The organism is Pseudarthrobacter sp. R1, from assembly GCF_024494415.1.
In the GTDB taxonomy this organism is placed as follows: Bacteria; Actinomycetota; Actinomycetes; order Actinomycetales; family Micrococcaceae; genus Arthrobacter.
Genome location: NZ_JAMKFI010000009.1, coordinates 77,675 through 96,619, shown reverse-complemented (window position 1 = coordinate 96,619; position 18,945 = coordinate 77,675). Strand labels below are relative to the sequence as shown.

At 59.5% G+C, this 18,945-nt stretch carries 15 protein-coding genes; 3 read left to right on the top strand and 12 right to left on the bottom strand.

Annotation, left to right across the window (positions count from 1 at the left end):
* Positions 1 to 61: 61 nt before the first annotated feature.
* From M8J71_RS17710 to M8J71_RS17705, 3 genes are read right to left on the bottom strand one after another with little or no spacing between them, the layout of a single operon-like run.
* On the bottom strand, positions 62 to 1,171 hold the full coding sequence (locus M8J71_RS17710; protein WP_256249114.1) for a mandelate racemase/muconate lactonizing enzyme family protein: 1,110 nt from the start codon (positions 1,169 to 1,171) through the stop codon (positions 62 to 64).
* On the bottom strand, positions 1,164 to 2,102 hold the full coding sequence (locus tag M8J71_RS23685; protein ID WP_374114874.1) for a DUF4432 family protein: 939 nt from the start codon (positions 2,100 to 2,102) through the stop codon (positions 1,164 to 1,166). Before M8J71_RS23685 ends, M8J71_RS17710 begins: the two co-directional genes overlap by 8 nt.
* 32 nt (positions 2,103 to 2,134) lie before the next feature.
* The gene (locus M8J71_RS17705; protein WP_256249604.1) at positions 2,135 to 2,929 is read right to left on the bottom strand and encodes an SDR family NAD(P)-dependent oxidoreductase; all 795 of its coding nucleotides are present in this window, start codon (positions 2,927 to 2,929) and stop codon (positions 2,135 to 2,137) included.
* A 661-nt stretch (positions 2,930 to 3,590) separates the two neighbouring features.
* Between M8J71_RS17705 and M8J71_RS23795 the strand changes: the two genes are divergently transcribed.
* Positions 3,591 to 3,752 (top strand): recombinase family protein, encoded by a 162-nt coding sequence (locus M8J71_RS23795; RefSeq protein ID WP_308292961.1) that lies wholly within the window; start codon positions 3,591 to 3,593, stop codon positions 3,750 to 3,752.
* On the opposite strand, the gene M8J71_RS17695 is transcribed toward M8J71_RS23795, so the two are convergent.
* Positions 3,741 to 3,968: a hypothetical protein gene (locus tag M8J71_RS17695; RefSeq protein WP_256249111.1), complete on the bottom strand. Its 228-nt coding sequence runs from the start codon at positions 3,966 to 3,968 to the stop codon at positions 3,741 to 3,743. The genes M8J71_RS23795 and M8J71_RS17695 overlap by 12 nt on opposite strands.
* A 142-nt stretch (positions 3,969 to 4,110) precedes the next feature.
* Here M8J71_RS17695 and M8J71_RS17690 point away from each other — a divergent pair, with 142 nt between their 5' ends.
* Positions 4,111 to 4,269 (top strand): hypothetical protein, encoded by a 159-nt coding sequence (locus M8J71_RS17690; RefSeq protein ID WP_256249110.1) that lies wholly within the window; start codon positions 4,111 to 4,113, stop codon positions 4,267 to 4,269.
* 289 nt (positions 4,270 to 4,558) lie between these two features.
* On the opposite strand, the gene M8J71_RS17685 is transcribed toward M8J71_RS17690, so the two are convergent.
* The 8 genes from M8J71_RS17685 to M8J71_RS17650 form a co-directional block, all read right to left on the bottom strand.
* The gene (locus M8J71_RS17685; protein WP_441338914.1) at positions 4,559 to 7,258 is read right to left on the bottom strand and encodes a family 78 glycoside hydrolase catalytic domain; all 2,700 of its coding nucleotides are present in this window, start codon (positions 7,256 to 7,258) and stop codon (positions 4,559 to 4,561) included.
* 1,028 nt (positions 7,259 to 8,286) lie between these two features.
* Positions 8,287 to 9,285: a PfkB family carbohydrate kinase gene (locus M8J71_RS17680; RefSeq protein ID WP_256249108.1), complete on the bottom strand. Its 999-nt coding sequence runs from the start codon at positions 9,283 to 9,285 to the stop codon at positions 8,287 to 8,289.
* Positions 9,282 to 10,745, bottom strand: a complete 1,464-nt coding sequence (locus M8J71_RS17675; RefSeq protein WP_256249107.1) for a purine-cytosine permease family protein — start codon at positions 10,743 to 10,745, stop codon at positions 9,282 to 9,284. The genes M8J71_RS17680 and M8J71_RS17675 overlap by 4 nt, the downstream gene beginning before the upstream one ends.
* A 114-nt stretch (positions 10,746 to 10,859) precedes the next feature.
* The gene (locus M8J71_RS17670) at positions 10,860 to 11,870 is read right to left on the bottom strand and encodes an ADP-ribosylglycohydrolase family protein (protein WP_256249106.1); all 1,011 of its coding nucleotides are present in this window, start codon (positions 11,868 to 11,870) and stop codon (positions 10,860 to 10,862) included.
* On the bottom strand, positions 11,867 to 12,598 hold the full coding sequence (locus tag M8J71_RS17665; protein ID WP_256249105.1) for a GntR family transcriptional regulator: 732 nt from the start codon (positions 12,596 to 12,598) through the stop codon (positions 11,867 to 11,869). Before M8J71_RS17665 ends, M8J71_RS17670 begins: the two co-directional genes overlap by 4 nt.
* A gap of 1,476 nt (positions 12,599 to 14,074) precedes the next feature.
* Positions 14,075 to 15,097 carry a LacI family DNA-binding transcriptional regulator gene (locus M8J71_RS17660; RefSeq protein ID WP_256249104.1) on the bottom strand — a complete coding sequence of 341 codons (1,023 nt, stop codon included), beginning with the start codon at positions 15,095 to 15,097 and terminating at the stop codon, positions 14,075 to 14,077.
* Between the two features lie 281 nt (positions 15,098 to 15,378).
* Entirely contained in the window at positions 15,379 to 16,233 is an 855-nt protein-coding gene (locus M8J71_RS17655; RefSeq protein WP_256249603.1) for a carbohydrate ABC transporter permease, read from the bottom strand.
* 40 nt (positions 16,234 to 16,273) lie between these two features.
* Entirely contained in the window at positions 16,274 to 17,239 is a 966-nt protein-coding gene (locus M8J71_RS17650; RefSeq protein ID WP_374114864.1) for a carbohydrate ABC transporter permease, read from the bottom strand.
* Positions 17,240 to 17,601: 362 nt separating this feature from the next.
* Between M8J71_RS17650 and M8J71_RS17645 the strand changes: the two genes are divergently transcribed.
* The gene (locus M8J71_RS17645; RefSeq protein ID WP_256249102.1) at positions 17,602 to 18,906 is read left to right on the top strand and encodes an ABC transporter substrate-binding protein; all 1,305 of its coding nucleotides are present in this window, start codon (positions 17,602 to 17,604) and stop codon (positions 18,904 to 18,906) included.
* The last annotated feature ends 39 nt before the right edge of the window (positions 18,907 to 18,945 follow it).

Genomic DNA, 18,945 nt, shown 5'->3' with positions numbered 1-18,945 from the left:
TTACCTCTTCTTTGAGATGGTGACGTAAAGCGGAACAACAGATAGTGCGGGCTTGGTCTTCTTAGAGAACCCAGCTACGAGAAACACTGGCTGACCCCTCGATGCGTGACCAGTCCAGGGGGAGGTACAGACCCTCGTGCTGGGGCGGTGACCACCTGCCGTCAATAATGGGCAGATCCTCCAGGAGGAGGTCAACGATAGGGTCGGCTCCTACGTACCGGGGGATAGTTTCGATCATTGCTACACGAGTCGAGGTGTGTGAGAGCGGATAGTGGATATGGGGCCAAACATGAGGGGCAACCCATGCTGCTGCGTCTTCCGCTGCGGCGATACTTGCCACAGCGGCTGTATATCCGCCGGTGGCCGTCGCGTCCGCGCGAAGGTAACGGACGCCGCCGTCCAACAGCGCACGGTGTGCAGCCGGGGTCATCACATCTTCACCTGCAGCGGCAGGCGTGCCAGCTGATCTTGCAAAGGCCGACACCATATCGCTCTCGTAGCTCGGGAAAGGGTCCTCGATGAACCGGAGTCCGCAACCTGACAAGCCTTCGCCGTATTGCACCGCCTCCGCGACTGACCCAAAGGCTCCATGGAAATCAGCTGCGACCGTTACCTCCGGTGGCAGGATCTTGCTGATGGCGTCGATTAGGCTCAGGTCGTGGTCCAAGTCATGGCCAGGGATGATGAGCTTGATGGTCGTGTAGCCCTCGGCGACAAAACGCTCGATCTCCTCAATGACGGCGGCCCTTCCCCTGGCTTCCAGGAAGTAGCCGGCTACCGCCATCAGCGGAACGGGCCCGTTCCGCGTTCCCATAAAGTCTTCGAGGGATTGATGTCTGGTCTTGGCACTTATGTCCCATAGGGCTATGTCGATCAGAGATGCTGCCCGGACGAGCGAGCCCCAACCAGGAGAGAAACGGCCTTGCAGGGTACGCTGAACCTCGCCTGGGTCAAGTCCGAGGCCCTGTATCTGGGGGACTAGGACTTCGAGCGCCTCGATCAAAGGCGTGTGTCGTGTGTAGCCCACCGCCACACCCATGAGCCCCGACTCGGTGATCAACCGAAGGATGGCGTAGTCACGGGTTTTGTAGGTTATGGGTCCGAGCACCAGCTCGTGGGGCATGGGTAGCCGCACCAACCACGCCTCGGCCTCAGTGATCCGGTCAGTCATGGTCCACCCTCCCGGCCTGATCCATGCCTGTCACTGGCCTTTCTCCGTCAGAAAGCAGAGTCAGAGTGAACCAGGATGACTGCTGATGACCTGGCTCAAGGGTTAGGGCCTGGCCGCGGTCGATCGCTCCTTTCAGGCCATCGAAAGGCCAGGCGCGCTGGGGCTCAATCCCGACCATGCGGGCACGCCCGTACCAGGGGAACCCGTCAGCCCCATCGAGAGTCCACAGCCAAAGGTGGGGATAGGCATTGAGATCCCACGAGATCGCTATGCTTGGTGGCCCCCCGTCTGGATGACGAAGTGCTGCCCACCCTTCGGGGAGGTCATGAAGGTAAACCAATCGCTCCCTCTGGTCTCCAGGAGAGCGGCTCAGGTCTTCCCAGGCCCCGTCTTGGTCACTGAGACGTGGCCATTGACCGGATCGGAGAAGGTGGCCCCCTGCTTTGCTGGGTTCAATCTGCACCATCGCCGGTGGCGCGTCGATCACGCTTCCTTCAGTAAGGGGAAACACCGGGTGGTGGCCCCAGATAAAGGAGGCAGGCCCGATTCCTATGTTGTGGACGGTATCTTCGACCTGCACGGCAGGGAAATCTTCCAGGATCCGCACGGTTCTAGTTAGCTCGAGAGGAAGCCGGGAGCCAATCGATAAGGTGCACGATGTGCCGGTACGTTCAACCACCCGGGCCCGGGATACAGAGGCCTCCCCGTGGAAGGCGACACGGAGACCGTCGATGACGCATTCCGCGCCAGCGTTCGGGAATAGCACCTGCCATCCCCCACGGTACCCGGCCAGCCAGTCGAGTTCGGTGGAGCCGTACCGGATGTTTTGATCGGGCGGGTTGGGGGTTGTCCACCCGTAATGTGCCAGACCGTTGCCTTCACCATGGCGGGCAAAGCTCTGTATTTCTCCTCCCCGTTCGGGGTCCAACACCAGTACTACGTGCGCATTTTCAAGAACTATGGTCACTTCGCCGGCTCCGCAGCGGCAAGGCGTTTGTGGCCTACCGACCCGTTGAGCAAAAGCCCTCCGTCCACTGAGATGGTCTGACCCGTTACGTACCGCGCCGCGTCGGACGCGAGGAACAGGGCGACATCGGCGATCTCCTCAGGGGTGGCGATGCGGCCGAGGGGGATACGGTCACGGTAGGTTGCACGCACATCCTCGGTCCAACTATCGGTGTTCAATGGTGTCTCAGTGGCACCGGGCGCAAGGGAGTTTACTGTTACGCCCAGCGGGCCAAGCTCCACGGCCAACGAACGCGTCAGTCCCGAGATGCCGCCCTTGGCGACAACGTATCCTGTCATTTCAGTGGGTGGTTGGTCAGCAACGACCGAGCTGATGTTTATTATGCTTCCGCGTCCCGCGGGAACCATGACAGCGGCGGCGGCGCGTGCGCCTCTGATATACCCCATTAGATTCGAATTGATAATTGACATCCAATCGTCATCTGTCATGGACAAAAATGGCTGGACCAGAAGGGCAGCAGCGTTATTGATCCAGACATCAATGCCACCAAAACGATCTGAAACCGCGTCAGCTAGGCGGTCGACGTCTGACGTCGACCCGGTGTCGCCCGTCAAGATAAGCGGTGTCCCGCCGAGTGCTGAGATTTCCGTCGAAAGATGCTCGGTAGCTCTCGGATCGCTTCCACGATGGATGCCTGCGACGCACGCCCCTTGAGCCGCCGCGCGTAGTGCAATCGCCCTCCCGATCCCCTTGGAGATACCCGTGACTACTACAATCTGTCCCTCTTGCATCAGCATCCTTCCTACCGATAAACGCGTCATATCTTTGCTGTTCTCGATGCCCAAGTCTTCGGAGCTTCTGCGGAGGTGTGCCGATCTCCGCGCTCGATGAAGAAGCAGGCAGCATGTTCACAGGACCAGACGAAGTGCGCGCCGGCCACGAAGTCCTCACACTGAATCCCACTCCGGGCCAAGCGGACGTCGTAGAATCGACAGTTTGGCTCGTTCGTAATCGACTCTTCGTGGCGACCGTCCAAATTGCTTATTGCACGTTGTGTCAGACATCTGATCATGAAGCTTCGTTGCTTTCTTAGTGACGGCAGTCGGTTCGGGTTACCGGATCGCGCTGGTTCCTATCTTGAATCTGTTTCAAATACTAGCGCCCTAAGAGGTAGATGGGAATGGCATAAAGTCGCCTAACAGCAACCCCTTGCGGAAGGCTTCTACACTGGCTCGACAGGGGTGGGCGGAATTCGTCGATTCAGACCAGCGGCGAGAGGCCCCAGGATTTCCAAGAGTTTGCCAGTGCTTTTGCCGCGATCGCCGGCGATCGGCAACCTAACGGGTTCAGGGTGGAGGCAATCAGTCGCCAGGCAGAGAATCGGGTACGCACTGGTAAACACGCTGGAGCAGAACGAGAAACCTCAACTCGAAGGTCAGGCCCTAGACCTAGTTGTCACAGGCAAGGCCTCTCGGCAGAAACACTTCCAGACCAGAACTGACCGAGTTATTGCGGTTCGCTCGAGAGGCGGACACCGTGGTAGCGCGCAGCTTGGACCGGCTCGCACTCAACCTCGATGACCTGCGTGCGTTCGTTCACGGCTCACCCGTATAGGCGTGCGGGGAATTCATCAAAGAGAGAACGACCACGTTTCAGGACACCCAGGCCAAGACCGCCCACATCACGAACAACATGCTGATGGCCGGGCAAACGCAAGTTCACGTCCGCGCTGCCCGGGACCCGCTGGTGAGTGACGTCACCTACCTGGGCACCGGGGAAGGCTAGCTCTATCTGGCCATCGTCATCGCCCTGTTTTTCCGGCATGGTCATCGGCTGGTCCATGGCCGAACAGGCGGGCATGCCTATGCACAGCCGCCCTTCGAATGGCCCGGAACCACGACCGCTTCGCCGTGCATGGGGTAGCATTCCACTCCAACCGAGGTGCCTAATACACCTCTGACAAATTCCAGAAATGGTTCGCTACCAACGGGTGCAGTCTATGGACAAGGTCGCGGTGTGCTGGGACAGTGCGGTCGCCCAGAACTTCTTCTCCTACGTCAACACCGAGTTGTACCACCACGAACGCTTCGGTTCCAGGCTCGCTGCCATTGGCTACATCCAAGGCTGGTAAAAATCAACGGGCCGGTGGCGCACCACCAGTCACCGCCCCCACCGCCTACCAAACCACCGTCCAGGAACCCCTAGCCGCCTGACCAACAATAACGAGAACTGTCACACTGAACAGGATGACGGCGCCATACTCGAAGCGCGCTGCAGCGGCGTCTGGTGCTGTGCCACCGACAAGGAACTACTTTGCGTGCGTACATAAAACTGCTCCCCGGGAGTCGGGACTAGATGTCTCAGTCCAACTTCCGGGGAGCAGTTCAGTGGCGGGTTGCCCCTCTTTCTGTAATCCGTTCTTATTCCGCAGTGACGAGGTCTGCCGGCTCGGGCTGCGCTGCGGGAGCGCGCAGTTCGAAGCGTCCTGAACGCACATGGGCGAATACGGTGTCCGCCGTCGTCGTCCATTCCGCTTTTCCACTCAGCTCCTGGAACTTTGCGGAGTCGGACGTTCTGATCGTGATCAAGGCCTGAGCGTTAGTTGGTACGTCGAACGTGTATCGAATCATGTCGTCCTCTCCTTCCCACCGGCTAGTGACCACGCCGTGTGGTGTCCTGTGCGTCGCCTGCGCCCAGCTGAGCTCGGGACCAGGTACTGGAGAGATTGCGAGCTGCTGCATACCTCCAGCGCCTTCGACGGATTCGATGCCCGCCACACCCCGGTAAAGCCACTCCACTGCGCTTCCCAACACGACAAGGCTGAAGGCGTTCATAGTCTCGTGCGATATTTGCCCGTCTGCATCGAGGGTGTCCCAACGTTCCCAAATCGTGGTGGCACCGCGAGTTACGGGGTACAACCATGACGGGAAGCTTTGGTTCAGTAGCAGGCGATAAGCGAGGTGGGTCAAACCCGCCTCATGCAGGGCAGGAAGAATGAAGCCGACCCCTGCAAAGCCAACCCGCACGGAGTAGGACTCCCGCTCCAAGCTGGCTTCGAAGTGCTTCGCTGCCGCCGCCTTGAGTTCTTTGGGAACGAGCCCCATGCGGAATGCCATTGCGTAAACGGTCTGCGTGTCTCCTTCGAGTCTTCCATCTGAGTCGAAGAAGGTGTCGGCGAACGTTCGAGCGAGGGAACTGGCAAGGTCACGATAATGAGCCTCGTCGGCTGAGCGACCCGTCACTTCAGCCATTTCTGCCATGAGCCGGGCGCACCAGGCCCACCATGCTGTTGCGAGGACTGCATGGGGCGTTTGATCCGCGCCGCCCGGCACCAGCCAGTCATTGAAATCAGAATTCAGGCGGTGCTTTCGAATCAAATCTGGGTTGGCGTCATAAATCGATGACATCCAGGCGCCCATGGCGTCCCACATCTCGTCGATCACTCGCGTGTCGCCATAGAACCGATACATCGTCCAAGGTATGACGACGCCGCCATCACCCCATCCGGGGGCTCCTTCATCAGGATACGGTGTTGGCGCTGCGTTGGCGAAGAGCCCCTCCAAGGAGCGGGTAGTGTCGAGGATGTCGCGCATCCACTTGGTGTAAAACGCTGAATGGTCTCGCACATACATTGCGGTTGCGCTAGCAAATTGCGCATCACCGACATAAGCCATCCGTTCATCCCGAGCGGGTTCGCACGTAGGAATGCTCATGCTGTTGGAGCGGAGAGTGCGGTCCACATTCTGTACCAACTGGGTCAAAAGCGGGTCTGAACACTCGAACTCACCAGCGCCACGGAAATCAGTATGAAACTGCAGAGCAGTAATTCGGTCAACCGTGAGCTCACCCGGGTAGTTGGTCACCTCGACGAACTGGAATGCATGCTGGGTGAAGAGAGGTCGATACCGCTGTAAGCCACCCCGCAACAGGACGATGTCGGTGGGCGAGGCGGTGTGCAGGTTGTCCGTGTACACCTCGCCGTTCTTCAACCACTCCCCATGACGGATGGCCACAGGAGTACCTGGTTCCCCGTCGACCTCGAGCTCAGTGACCCCAGAAACGTACTCACCGAAGTCGATGATCCAGCTTCCGGACCCAGATCTGCTGACGGACTTCGGAGCAAGCGTCCGCGTCACCCGGATAGGCGGTGCCGGCTCAGCAACAAGACAGGCAGGCCCCAACTCCGGGAGGACTGTGACCGGCTTCCAGTTTGAATCGTCATAGCCGACGGTATCCCAGCCGTCGATCTCCCCGGAGGATATGTAAAGTTCTCCCTGAAGAATGTCAGATCGAATCCGAGGCCCCATCGAGCCCTTCCAGAGCTCGTCCGTGCAGATACGGCGCACACGTCCGTCACCATATTCGATATGCAGTTCGACTAGTAGCTGAGGAATCTTGCCCCAGTGTCCGCCAGCCTGCTTCTGATTAAAACCAACCATCCCGGCGTACCACCCCTCGCCAAGGATGGCGCCAAGCGTGTTGGGTCCAGACTGAAGATGGTCTGTGACATCAAAAGCCTGATACTGCTGCCGTACTGCGTAATCAGTCCAACCGGGACTAAGTTCGTGGTCCCCGACTCGCTGACCATTGATCGAAAGCTGATACACACCTCTGGCGGTCGCATAGACAGTCGCTTTAGTGTAAGAGTCGTCAATGTCGAAATTGCGCCGCAGGTGCATCGGTGGCGAAAGCATGAGCCAGTTCTGGCGCTCGTAGGGGCCGCCTGGAGGAGCTATGGACCATTCGTTAACGCACTGAATCCAGCTGGCCGACCAGTTTGAATTGTCGAGGAAACCGGTGCCCCATCGAGAAGGCTGGCTCCAATCGGACTCAACTCCGTCCTGGTCGAAGACTCGAACTCGCCACTTGTATTCCTGTAACGGTTTCGGCGCAGGGCCGCCGTAAACAATCTGAGTCGTCTGAGAAGAAGTGACGCGTCCGCTTGACCAAACCGGTTCATCCGAGAAGGAGTCAGCAGAGTTCACGACGACGATCTCATAGGCGGACTGCCATTGGCCCGCTGCTGGGCTATGAACCTGCCAGCTAAGTCGTGGGACTAATTCATCAAGAACAACGTCTCCCTCCAAATACTCGCAACGGAGATCTATTACGGAAAGCATGTGCAGTTACCTTTCAGCTTGTAGTGCTCATGTCATGTTCGGCCGCGAGCAGCCGGAGGCAGACTCTCGACGTTCACGTTGTAGTCCAGGGTCTGGAACGGGCGCCGCCATTTCAGGCGTCGGTGTGCGAAGACTCGGAGTGGTCTGATACCTGCTTGGCGTCACCCAGTCAGAGCTTCAGCGGCTGCCTTCGTTAGCGCCGCCGGGTACCCACCCCACTACAACCAGAGTTGCTAGGATCGTGCCGATGGTGATGAATTTTCTACGAGGGTTAAACCCCTCACAATTACTCCTTTGTAAGCGGATGGTGCAGGAACCGGCGCGAACAGGCTACCCGAGTTTTTCATAAGGTGATGATCCTGTTCAGATAGTAACACCAAACGTGAGGAGACTCATACAGTGCAGGCGCAATAGACTGTGTCGGTGCAGGACACTGGGAGACGGTTGTATGAACTCCAGAGCGATGCCGCCTGGCGCGCGGAAGCAGCACGCTCACCCCCTTTGGTGGCTCCCTCGTCGTAGTGGTTGGGCATTTCTGATCGCAGAGGTCGTGTTGTGCCCTGCGTTTCGCCGCCAGTTCAGCGGTTCCGCCAAACGCATGACCGAATTCGCGAGTCGCTTTCGTCACTACTTTCTGAAATAGCGTTGTGGCGGACGTGGCGGACCTCGTGGTCGTACTAGCAAGGGCTTTCAGTCCTCCCTACAACGACCAAGCTCCTCGCAGATCGAAGCGGTTTGACGGTCTTGGGCAACAATCCCGCAGTTACCGAAGCCAACCTTCTGGTCCAAGTCGACTCCGTCATCCGAGGAAACCCTGCAGACACTGTCGCCCGGACGCCGCCCGCGGGCTGACCGGTAGGGCTGGAATAGCTGACCTCGAAACAAGCGGCCAACCGGGTATGGCGGATCGGGTTCCGTCCTGACCAGGGCGTGGAGCGGTTGGGAATGGGCAACCAACGCAGGTTCCCGGGCAGGTGGGATGATCTGCCCGGAAACTTCCGCACAGCCCCGTGATGCCGGCACCGTTCCTAAACCGTGGAATGCAACTTATCCGGAATGCTGCCCATCGCGGCTGGTAGCAGTGCATTTATCTCCGCTGTTGTGGGGGAAGTCGCAGGGCCCCGGCGGGAGACGGCCAAACCTGATGAAATATTTGCCCGTTGAACAGCCGTGGCGATGTCGCTGCCAGCGGCAAGTGCCGCGCAAAGCACCCCGCAATGCGAGTCTCCTGCTCCATTGGTATCAATCGCCTCGACTGTTAGTGCCGGCGTGTAGCTGGTCGCCTGGATTGTTTGGCTCTCGCGGGACCATTCCACCGTTGCCGCACCTTCCGCCCCCGCCCGCAGGACTATCGAGCAGGCCAGGAGCTGAGCCAGGTGGACAGCCTGACCAGCCAGGTCCATGTTTGAAGGAATTGGTGAACCGAGAAGCCTTGCAGTGTTCATCGCTTCACGTGTGTTGGTACTCCAGATCGAAGTATGACGAATGACGTTCCGCAGGACGTTAGCGGGAATCTCTTCTACGATTGGCGACGGATCGACGACGACGGTTGTGTCGGTGGGGAGTTCGGGGAGCCACTCGAGGAGCGCGTCCCTGCTTGCGTGGTGCAGGAGCGAATAGCCTGACATGTATACGACATCACCGGGGCGAGGGCTGGCTTTGCGGTAGTTTTCCGCTGTTACGTCCCCCTCGGCCCCTAGCGTGGAGACGAATGTCCGTTCGGCGCTGTCATCGACCAGGGCTACGCAAAAGCCCGTGTCCCGGACACTGTTGACCGGTGCCAGGACGGTTATCCCGGCTGCGGTCATGGCTGCCCGTACGGTGTCGCCGAAGGGTCCGGTGCCGTGTCCGCCGGCATAGAGGACTTCGGCACCGTCGCGGGCTGCTGCGGACATGACGTTGAAGCCACCGCCCGCGGTGAATTCGTATCGTCGGGCAAAGGTGTCTCCGCCTGGTTCCGGGATGCGGCCGACTTCCATGACGAGGTCCACGATTGCTTGGCCGGTGTGAATGACGCGGTTTTTCATTGGGCAGACTCTTTCCGGGCGCCGCCAAGAATGGCGTAAGCGACGGCACCAAGTAGTCCTGCGACGACCCATGTCAGGCCATTTTGGCCAATCCAAGTCTCGTGCAGCGGTCCGGTGTACCAAGGAGTGTCTCCCGGTTGAACCTTCATGAACAGCGCTCCAGCGGTGATGGCGGCCAGCCATGAACCGAGGGCACGCCATTCAATTCCGTTCCGATACCAGTAGCCGGAGCCTGGAGTCAGGTCCAGCAGGCCTTCGGAGTTGTAACTCTTGCGGCCCAGCATGTCGACGAGGAAGATCCCGACCCACGCGATGATGGGAACGGACAGCAGTGAGATGAAGGTGATGAAAGGTCCGTAGAAGCCGTCTGCAATGAGGAGGAAGCAGAGTGAGGCTGTCGTGGTAACGACAACGTCGACGATGACGGCGTAGACACGCTTGATCCGTACTCCGAGAGTGATGGTGGTCAGGCCTGCTGAATAGACGGACAGGTGGTTCGACAGGAGCAGTCCAGCGAAGGACACCACCAGGTAGATCACAGCTACTGCCGGGGGCAGCGTGTCGCGGATGGTGTCCAGAGGGTTGGATGAGCCGAGGACGGCTGAGTTGGAGGCGCCCAGCAGGGAACCCATCGAGATTATGAGGACCAAAGGGATGCCTGCTCCTGCTGATGCTGATACCACAAGGGCACCTGCCTTGGCCGCGGGTGACTGGTAGCGGGCCATGTCTGCACCGGAATTGGCCCAGCCGATGCCGGTGCCTGCAGCGATCATGCCGATTCCTGTCAGGACGGAGGCCACGTCACCGGACGGTGCCTGGGCAACAGCTGCCCAGTTGACGTTGGCTGCGAGAAAAACAAGGACAACCAGGTTGATGGCCCCGAAGATCCATGTGGACCACTTTTGTACGGTGAGGATGAAGCTGTGCCCCAGTCCGGAAACGGCGACAGTACAGGCGACAAACAGTGCGACACCCAGGACGGTCAGCATCGGAACGTCCTTGGCCCCGGTGCTGGTGTTGAAAATCAGTGAGCAAATGGTCACGAAGGCCAGGGCCGCCGTGGCCGTATTCACGGTCTCCCATCCCAGGCGCGAACAGAGGGTCATGGCAGTCGGGCCGAAGTTTCCCCGCACACCGAAGGTAGCTCTGGAAAGGGTGAGGCTGGGTGCCCCGCCGCGGCGACCAGCGATGGAGACGAGGCCTACAAGGGCAAAGGACCCGAAGGATCCCACGGCCGCGACGAAGATGGCTTGCCAGATGGACAGGCCCATAGCAACCAGCGCGACGCCGAGCGGCAGGCCTAGGACGGAAATGTTGGCAGCGAACCATACCCAGAAGAGCTGGAGCGGATTTCCTGTTCTTTCGCTGACCGGGACGGGTTCAATGCCGCGTTGCTCGACCGCCCCGAGTGCCCCTGCTGGTTTTAGTGAAGGACCGCTGGTTAAGGTGTCTCTGGACATGATTTTCTCTCCTTTGAGGATCTGTTCTTGTGCGCGCCATCTGCGAATTGGGGGCGCACTTCAGGGGTGCGGGGTTGATCAGCTGGCACTGATCAACCCCGCCATTGATAGCGGTTACTGGCGAACTTCGATGAGCCGGGCTGAGAGGTCCTGGAGTTCCAGCTCTGGGTTGGCTGCAATGAGCTGGTCTTGGACAGAAGCCGGAAAAACTTCCGAACCGGAGCAGGCGCCCAGGACGGCGCCGGCAATCGCAGCGATGGTGTCGGTGTCCCCGCCGAGGGAAGCTGCCGCGCAAAGCCCTTCAAAGGGGTCGTCCCGAAATCGGTCGATGATCAGCAAGGCGCTGACAACCGATTCCTGTGACTGGACCGAGGTTCCGACCACGTCATAGAGGAAGTCAGCAAACTGGTCATTTCCGAGAGACCGTGCATGCTGGTGAAGGCTCAGGTACCTCTGGGCCACCGATGCTCCTGCGACCCAGTGGCCCAGCGTCTGGCCAGCAAGTGCAGCGTCAATTGCAGCGTCAAGCGCCTCGGGCACCTCGGCTCCGTCTATTCCTGCACTGACGCCCGCTGCAATCGCGGCCGCGGCCGAGATTCCGAGTCCCGTGTTGTGCGTAACCTGGCAGGCTTCCACGACGGCCGACATCAATCGGGGTCCACGGCGATACATGATCCCCACCGGGGTGATCCGCATGGCTGCCCCGTTGGTCGTACCGTACCGGCCGGCCTCTTCAATGCTTTGCCCGGACTGCAAAGCGTTCAGCGACGCTTTCGTTGAGGGGCCTAACAGATCCCTGGATCCCTTATCGATCATGGACTGCTCCCAAGTAAGGAGAGTAGAAGCGAAGGAACCCGCCTCGATCCGGCCTCCTCCGGAGAGCAGCAGTTCAGCGACCAGTACGGCCTGCTCGGTGTCATCGGTCACCGACCCTGCCGGCATCCCGGGGGCAATGGGCTGATCATCACTGGCCGCAACGAACCCCGCCAGTTGGCCGTACCGCGCGCGGATCGCTTCCCGCCGCATCGATTGGGTTGGCATCCGGCCGGCGACGCCCACAGCCAACCCAAGGAGCGCGGCGAAGGCCCTGTCGGTGGCAGCCAAAACCGGAGTAGTGGTTTTCATGACTCGTCTCCGAATGTCAGCTTCAACGTGAAGTGGGATGGATCGAGCAAAGACAGGACGTGTTCGACAAATTGACCGTCGGAGTCATAGGAAGTTCGGACGGTGCGCAGGAAGGAACTGCCTACAGGGCGGCCAAGTATGGAAGCCTCGCGTTCATCCAACTGATGAACGTCCACACTCTGTTGACCATTAGTTGCAATCAGGCCTTCCTCCCGCAGCGACGCCCACAGCGAGTCATCCTTGAGTCCCCGGATCGGGAGATCACGCAGTGAGCCGACGGCCGGCACGGACGCGCACTCAAAGGAAACCGCCACCTCCGCTCCGCCCTCGCCCGGCGTCGTACGCACTCGGCGCACTGCAATCGCTTCGTCCAGGGCAACATCGTCGGGAAGTCCTGGGACCTGAGAGCCGGAGATAGGCTCGATGCTCAGGACACGGGTTGTCACTTTACTGCCGACTTCTGCGAGGGCCTGTGCCCAACCGAGCCGCTGGTCCAGTGCATGCCCGTCATAAGTGACAAAGGAACCTATCCCGGACTGGATCGAGATGAGGCGCCGACGCTGCAGCTCACCCAGGGCCTGGCGGATCGTTCCTCGTGACACGTCAAATTCCTCGGCAAGCCGGTGCTCCCCGTCCAGTCGCTGGCCCGGACCTATCTCGCCGCGCCGGATCTGGTTTGCGAGCTTCTCGACAATGAGCTTGCGCTTACTGAATACCTGACTAGTCATGTATATACATGTACACTGCTGTACAGCACCGCGTCAACAGTCCTGCGGAAAACCTGGAAACCTTTTGCACCGGCTATCAGAGGCGGGCTGGTTCTCGGGCCCACACCTTACAAGTCCTGCCAGAGCCGAATGCGTTCCGTTACCGACGAACTTACAGGTAGGTCATCCTGATGGTACCCAGCAGGTTTGTAGTTATCTGGACCTCCGCGATCTGCAAGCCGGCTGGGTCCAACACGTTCTCGTGCAGCAGGATGCCGGAATTGTCGACCAAGACATTCAATTTTGGGTGGCTGGCAGCCAGGGTCTGAGCAGCTCTGCAATCGATGCAGGGTTACGCTGACTTGACGCGCTCGACGGACGTCCCGCTAAGCACGATCGCTAGGAAGGAAGGCGTGGGACAAAGCACCATCTACCGACACTTCACGCACCGCGATGCGCTGATAATGGAGGTTTACCGTCACGGGATGGAACAGGTTGCAGACGTCGCGGCAGAACTACTCAAGACCCGACCTGCGGATCGGGCCCCGCGCGAATTGATGGATCACCTCGCTCGGTACGCCATAGCCAAAGCCGGCCTGGCGGACGCGGTCCATCAGGCCACCTCCGCACCTAGCAGCCGGGAGAAGCTGGGATACACCCCGATGTTGGCCGCGACAGCACTGAGCAAGAGGAGCCTAGAGTCACTTCCGCACGGGCAAGGCGCTGGAAAACCTAGTTGGAAGAAGCGCCAACTACGTACGTCCCCTGTCGACCGTCACTGACAATCAAGTCCGTGTGCCTGACTGCCGAAGACCGTGCGATAGGCCACACGCCAACCTGACGTCGGGGTGCCTGACGTGGGAAGACTTGCCCGTAGGTGGAGCTCCGATCGGGTTCTCAGACACCTGAGGAACCGCAGGAGGCGACATCGCCCGCCCCGTCGCTAAGCGACTTCCATCAAGACCCGATTCTTCGGAATATTGCGATGGTTCTCGGGCTACCGCAGCTCGGTTTCCTGCCCCTCCAACTGTCAGGCTGGGATCTGAGAACATCACAAGCCACCGTCAACAATGCCGAATTTCGCGCTATTCTGACGCCAGACCGGCGCCCGCAAGTTCCCCGCGCTCCCCCGGCACCCCTGTCCAACGCTGCTCTAGAGCGAGGCAACCTCAGAGAAACTTCAACGGGCAAGGCGTGCGGGACCCCTCACACGCCTCCTGCTTCCTGGCATTACCCGATAGCTACTTGACCGAATATCCATTATCGGCGATGCGTCGAGGACGTCATTGAACGAGAGGATCTGCATCTAAGCGCAACTGCAGGTCCACTCACTGAATTGGTTACGTACGCCTGGTAGCAGGAACACCCAAAGGCATGGAAGTTGAAGAACGCCACTTTCGCCAATGTAGGACTTGACCCGAATCTCACTTGTCCCGGCTATTTCGGGGCGGTATAGGTCCAATGTTTCCACTACCTGCAACGCGGGAAGAGCCCCCTTTAGGCGGACTGGCGGATGGTCAGATGATGTTTCAGTGTCATCTTCGACGTAGTGTCGCCCGGGGTCGTGTCACCCGAGAGAAGTTTTTCGACGAGTCCTACGGCTACGGCTCCGACTTCTCTGAAATCGAGGGCGAGGGTGGTGAGTTCGGGATTTAGGAGTTCTCCCAGTGCTATGCCGTCCATTCCGATGACTGCGCAGTCTTCGGGAACGGATTTTCCGGCTTCAGACAGGGCTTTGAGTGCCCCGGCTGCCATCACATCGTTGAACGTCACCAGAGCGTCGGGCGTGACCCCTTGCTCCAGCAGCGATGTGATCGCTTGCCGCGCACTCGGCGCGGAACCCTCGGAGTTGATGAACGTTATGGCTATGCCGAGTTCCCCGGCCCGACGGGCAAAGGCCTGGCCGCGGACTGACAATCCGCCGTCTCGGACGTAGTCAAGGTAGGTGATGCGCGTGCGGCCTTTGGAGATTAAGTACTCCAGGGCCAGTGTGGCGGCGTGCCCATAGTCGAAGGAGACTTCCCCGGCTGATCGGCTGTTAGTCAGGTCCAGCAGGACCAGCGGGCGTCTGCCTAGAATTTCCTGCGAGGCACCGGTTTCGTTGCCGAGGTATCCGATCACGGCATCAACTTGGGGAGCGAGTTGTGTGACAGCGGAAACGGGGTCCACGGACCCGTCGGCGTAATCGTGGATGACAACATGCCAGTCGCGCTGCGTGGATTGCTCAACAACGCTGGAGACGAAGGCCGGGAAGTAGGGGTTTGTCAGTCCGGGGATTGCGAGGCCGATCGAGGTGCGAGCGCCTTGGGCGAGGCCCTTCGCGAAACGACTGGGGACGTACCCGAGCTCCCTGGCAAGGTTTCTGATGCGGTCCCTGGTTTCCGCTTTGATTCCCGGCATGTCGTTCATGGCGCGGGTGACAGTCTGTTTCGATACGCCGGCAGCAGAGGCCACGTCAACTATGGTCGCGCGGCGGCTGAGGGTTCCGACGGCTGTCGAGACCTCTGGTGTCGGTTCCATAATTTCAGTCTATGGGTTTCTCGTCAGCGCGCTTACGGCGGTGGTTGCTGGAGGCCGGGATTGTTGGTACACATGTTTCCTTTTCGCGCCGTTGACGGTGGTGAGGCGCTCCCGCAGGTCTAAGCTGCGCGTGTGCTGGGCGCTGTGTCGTGCGCGAGGGGCAAGGCCTGCCGGCCAATGCTGGAGTGAGTCCGGGCCGGCCTCTCGGCCGGTCCGGACATGGGAGCTGATTGCGAAGGTTGATCCATGGCGGAGCAATCCAGGCATTGTTCCTTGGGCGGTTACTTTATGCCGGTGGTTGCAATGCCTTTGACGAGGTACTTCTGGCCTACCAGGAAGACGATGAATACCGGGATGAGCGTCACGATTGACATCGCAAAGAGGGAGCCCCAGGAGGCGCCGCTGGTTGCGTCAACGAAGTTCCGGAGGGCGACGGGGGCGGTCTGCAGCGCCGGTTTCGTCAGGTAGATGAGCTGTCCGAAAAAGTCATTCCAGGTCCAGATGAAGGTGAAGATTGCAGTGGTTGCCAGTGCCGGTACTGACAGGGGCAGGATGACCTGCAAGTACGTGCGCCAGTAGCCGGCTCCGTCGAGCCGTGCCGCCTCATCGAGTTCCTTGGGTAGTCCGCGGAAGAACTGGACCATGAGGAAGACGAAGAACGCGTCAGTTGCCAGGAATTTGGGCACGATCAGCGGCAGGAAGGTGTTGACCCAGTCGAGGTTGGAGAAGAGCACGTATTGCGGAATGAGGATAACGTGCATCGGAAGCATAAGGGTGAGCAGGAGCGCACCGAAGAGGAAGCTTCGGCCACGGAAGTCGAGCTTGGCGAAGGCGTAGGCCGCCATTGAGCATGTCAGCAGGTTACCGATCAGGGAACCGGCGACGATGATGGCTGAATTGATGAGGAATACGTGGAACGGGTGGGCAAGTGCGTTCCACCCGTCCTCATAGTGGCCAAGGTCCACTTCAGTCGGTATCAGGGAAGGGTCCCTGAAGATCAGTGCTTCGGGCCTGAAAGAACTTGCCACCATCCACAGCAGCGGGTACAGCATTAGTGCTGCTGCCAGGAGCAACGTTGCGTGCTTGCCCAGCGCTCGAAGCTTTTGGTTGCGTCCGCGCCCCTTGCTGTAATCGATGTCGGCGTCGTAGGAAGTTTGAGTTTCTGCTTGTGCGGTATCAGTCGCGGTCACTGTAGAACACCCATCGTTTGCTGAAGTAGAAGTTGACGGCGGTGGCGACGCCGATGATGACCACCAGCAACCACGCCATTGCTGACGCGTAGCCCATGTTCAACTGGCCGAAACCCTGTTCGTAGAGGTAGAGCGAGTAGAACAGTGTCGAATCGGCCGGGCCGCCCGTTCCGCCGCTGACCACGAAAGCCTGAGTGAACGTCTGGAATGAGTTGATGATCTGGAGAATGAGGTTGAAGAACAGGATGGGGGTAAGCAGGGGCAGCGTGACGTTGCGGAACTGCATCCATTTCCCGGCGCCGTCGAGCGAGGCAGCCTCATAGAGATCCTCCGGAATCTGACGAAGGCCGGCCAGGAAAATGACCATGGACGAGCCGAAGCTCCAGATGTGGAGCATGATCAGGGAGGTCAGGGCCGTGCTTGGATTCGATATCCAGCCCGGCCCTTCGATGCCGAAAAGAGCCAGGAACTGATTGACAAGTCCGTCTGTTCCAAAGAGCTGTCGCCACAGAATGCCGATCGCGACAGAACCGCCCAGAAGCGAGGGGAGGTAGAAGACGGACCGGTAGATTGGAAGGCCGCGGATTCCCCTGTTCAGCACCATTGCCAGGGACAGTGCCACAACAAGCAGTGCCGGAACGCCGATCAGAACGTAGACGAAGGTGACCCCGAGCGACTTCAGCAGCCGCGGGTCCTTCATCATCTGTTCGTAGTTTTCCAGCCCGATCCAGGACGGCGCACGCAGCAGGTTGTAGTCCGTGAAGGAGAAATACAACGAAGCGATCATCGGACCAATGGTGATGACGAGCATCCCGATGAACCACGGAAGTAGGAACGACCACGCGGCACGCTCCTCAACCTGCTTCATCAGGGTCCGTCGCCTGGTTTGAACCTCAGGCTTCGTCTCACCAACAGAGCCGCTGCTCCGAGGTAATGGCGTCAACGTTGACATAGGTACTCCAGGGTCAAAGGGAAGAAGTGGGAGGCCGGGACAGCGCAGACCGGCTGACAGGAGTCGAGTATGGCAGCGCGAAATCACTGCCGTCAATGCTATTGACCAAAATAGTGACCGGTCACTATGGTTTTCCCATACAGTTCTCCGATCCGCTCCGTGTAAGTCCATGCGAAGTAGTGATCGGTCACTACCGAGTCACGTTCTGGGTTCTCTTGACTTTCCTTGAGACACGCAGGCTGCACGCTTCTGCGTGATCCTTTCCCGGGATTCCCAGCGGCATCCCGACGCAGTGAAGCGCTGACCTTGGTGGGTCCGGCGTTCAGGTCTGTGCCATTTTTTGTGAAGCAAAGGAGCTCTAAGTGCTAGCCACATCAACACGTCCGAAAAGGTTCAAGGCAGCGGCCGCGGTCGTTTCCGTCCTCGCATGCCTGGGAATGGTTTCCGGGTGCAGCAGCACTCCGGCGGCAGAGGACGAAAAGGTGTCCCTGCGTTTTAACTGGTGGGGCTCGGATGCGCGTCATGCCCAGACGCAGAAGGCCATCGACCTCTTTGAGGCAGCCCACCCCAACATCAGCGTTCAGCCGGAGTTCTCAAACTTCACTGACTACTTCAACAAGCTTTCCACCGGTGCCGCATCCAGGGACCTGCCCGACGTCATGCAGATGACTGACCCGTACATGTACTCGTACATCGACAACGGCCAGCTCGTGGATCTCAAGGAACACTCGGACGTCCTGCCGACGGGGGACTTCGCGGAGACATCCCTGGCAGGAACGCAAATCGATGGCGGGCTCTACGGCATCCCCAGCGGGGAGTCGGGCTTCGGCATGGCAGTCAATCCGGCATTATTCGAGAAGGCGGGAGTTGCGCTCCCGGACGACAGCACCTGGTCCTGGGATGACTTCAAGGAAACCTCGGTAGCAATCTCCAAAGCCCTTCCCGAGGTTGCCGGGACGTCCATCACGATGGATGAGCAGACGATGAACCTGTGGCTCCGCCAGCATGGAGAGGACTACTGGAAAAACAACGGAAGCGAAATCGGCTTCACGGCAGAGACTGCTGCCAGCTGGTGGGAATTCGTCCGGGATCTGCGCGACAGCGGTGGGACCCGCTCCGTCGAGGCAGAGCTTGAATCAGCCAGCGTGGCACTGGAGCAGTCCGACCTGGCCATGGGGAAGAAGGCCATGACCCTGATCTCCGTGAATCAGCTCGGCAACCTGGAGAAGGCCTCCGGGCAGGAATTCAAACTCTTCATGCTCCCTGGCGAAAAGCAGTTCAAAGCTGAGGGTGGATGGACCAAGCCGGGCATCTACTACTCCATCGCCTCCAACAGCGAACACCCCAAAGAAGCCGCAATGCTCATCGACTTCTTGACCAACTCGCCCGAGGCCGGAGAAGTGCTGAAGTTCGACCGGGGAATTCCCTCCAACACCAAGGTCCTCGAAGCACTCAAACCCTCCCTCACCTCCGTGGAGAGCCGGGTCGCCGAGTATGGAACGCGCGTCAACGAACTGGACGCGCCTCCTTACGCGATCCCTCATCCGAAAGCCGGCGCAGTCCTGATTAATGCCGTGAAGCGGCTTTCCCAAGAGGTCGTGTTCGACAGGCTCACACCGAAGCAGGCAGCCGACCAGCTCATCGTTGAAGTTCAAGCAGCGATGTGAACCGTGCGGGTCCCGGCTGCCGTCGGGGCACGCACCCCT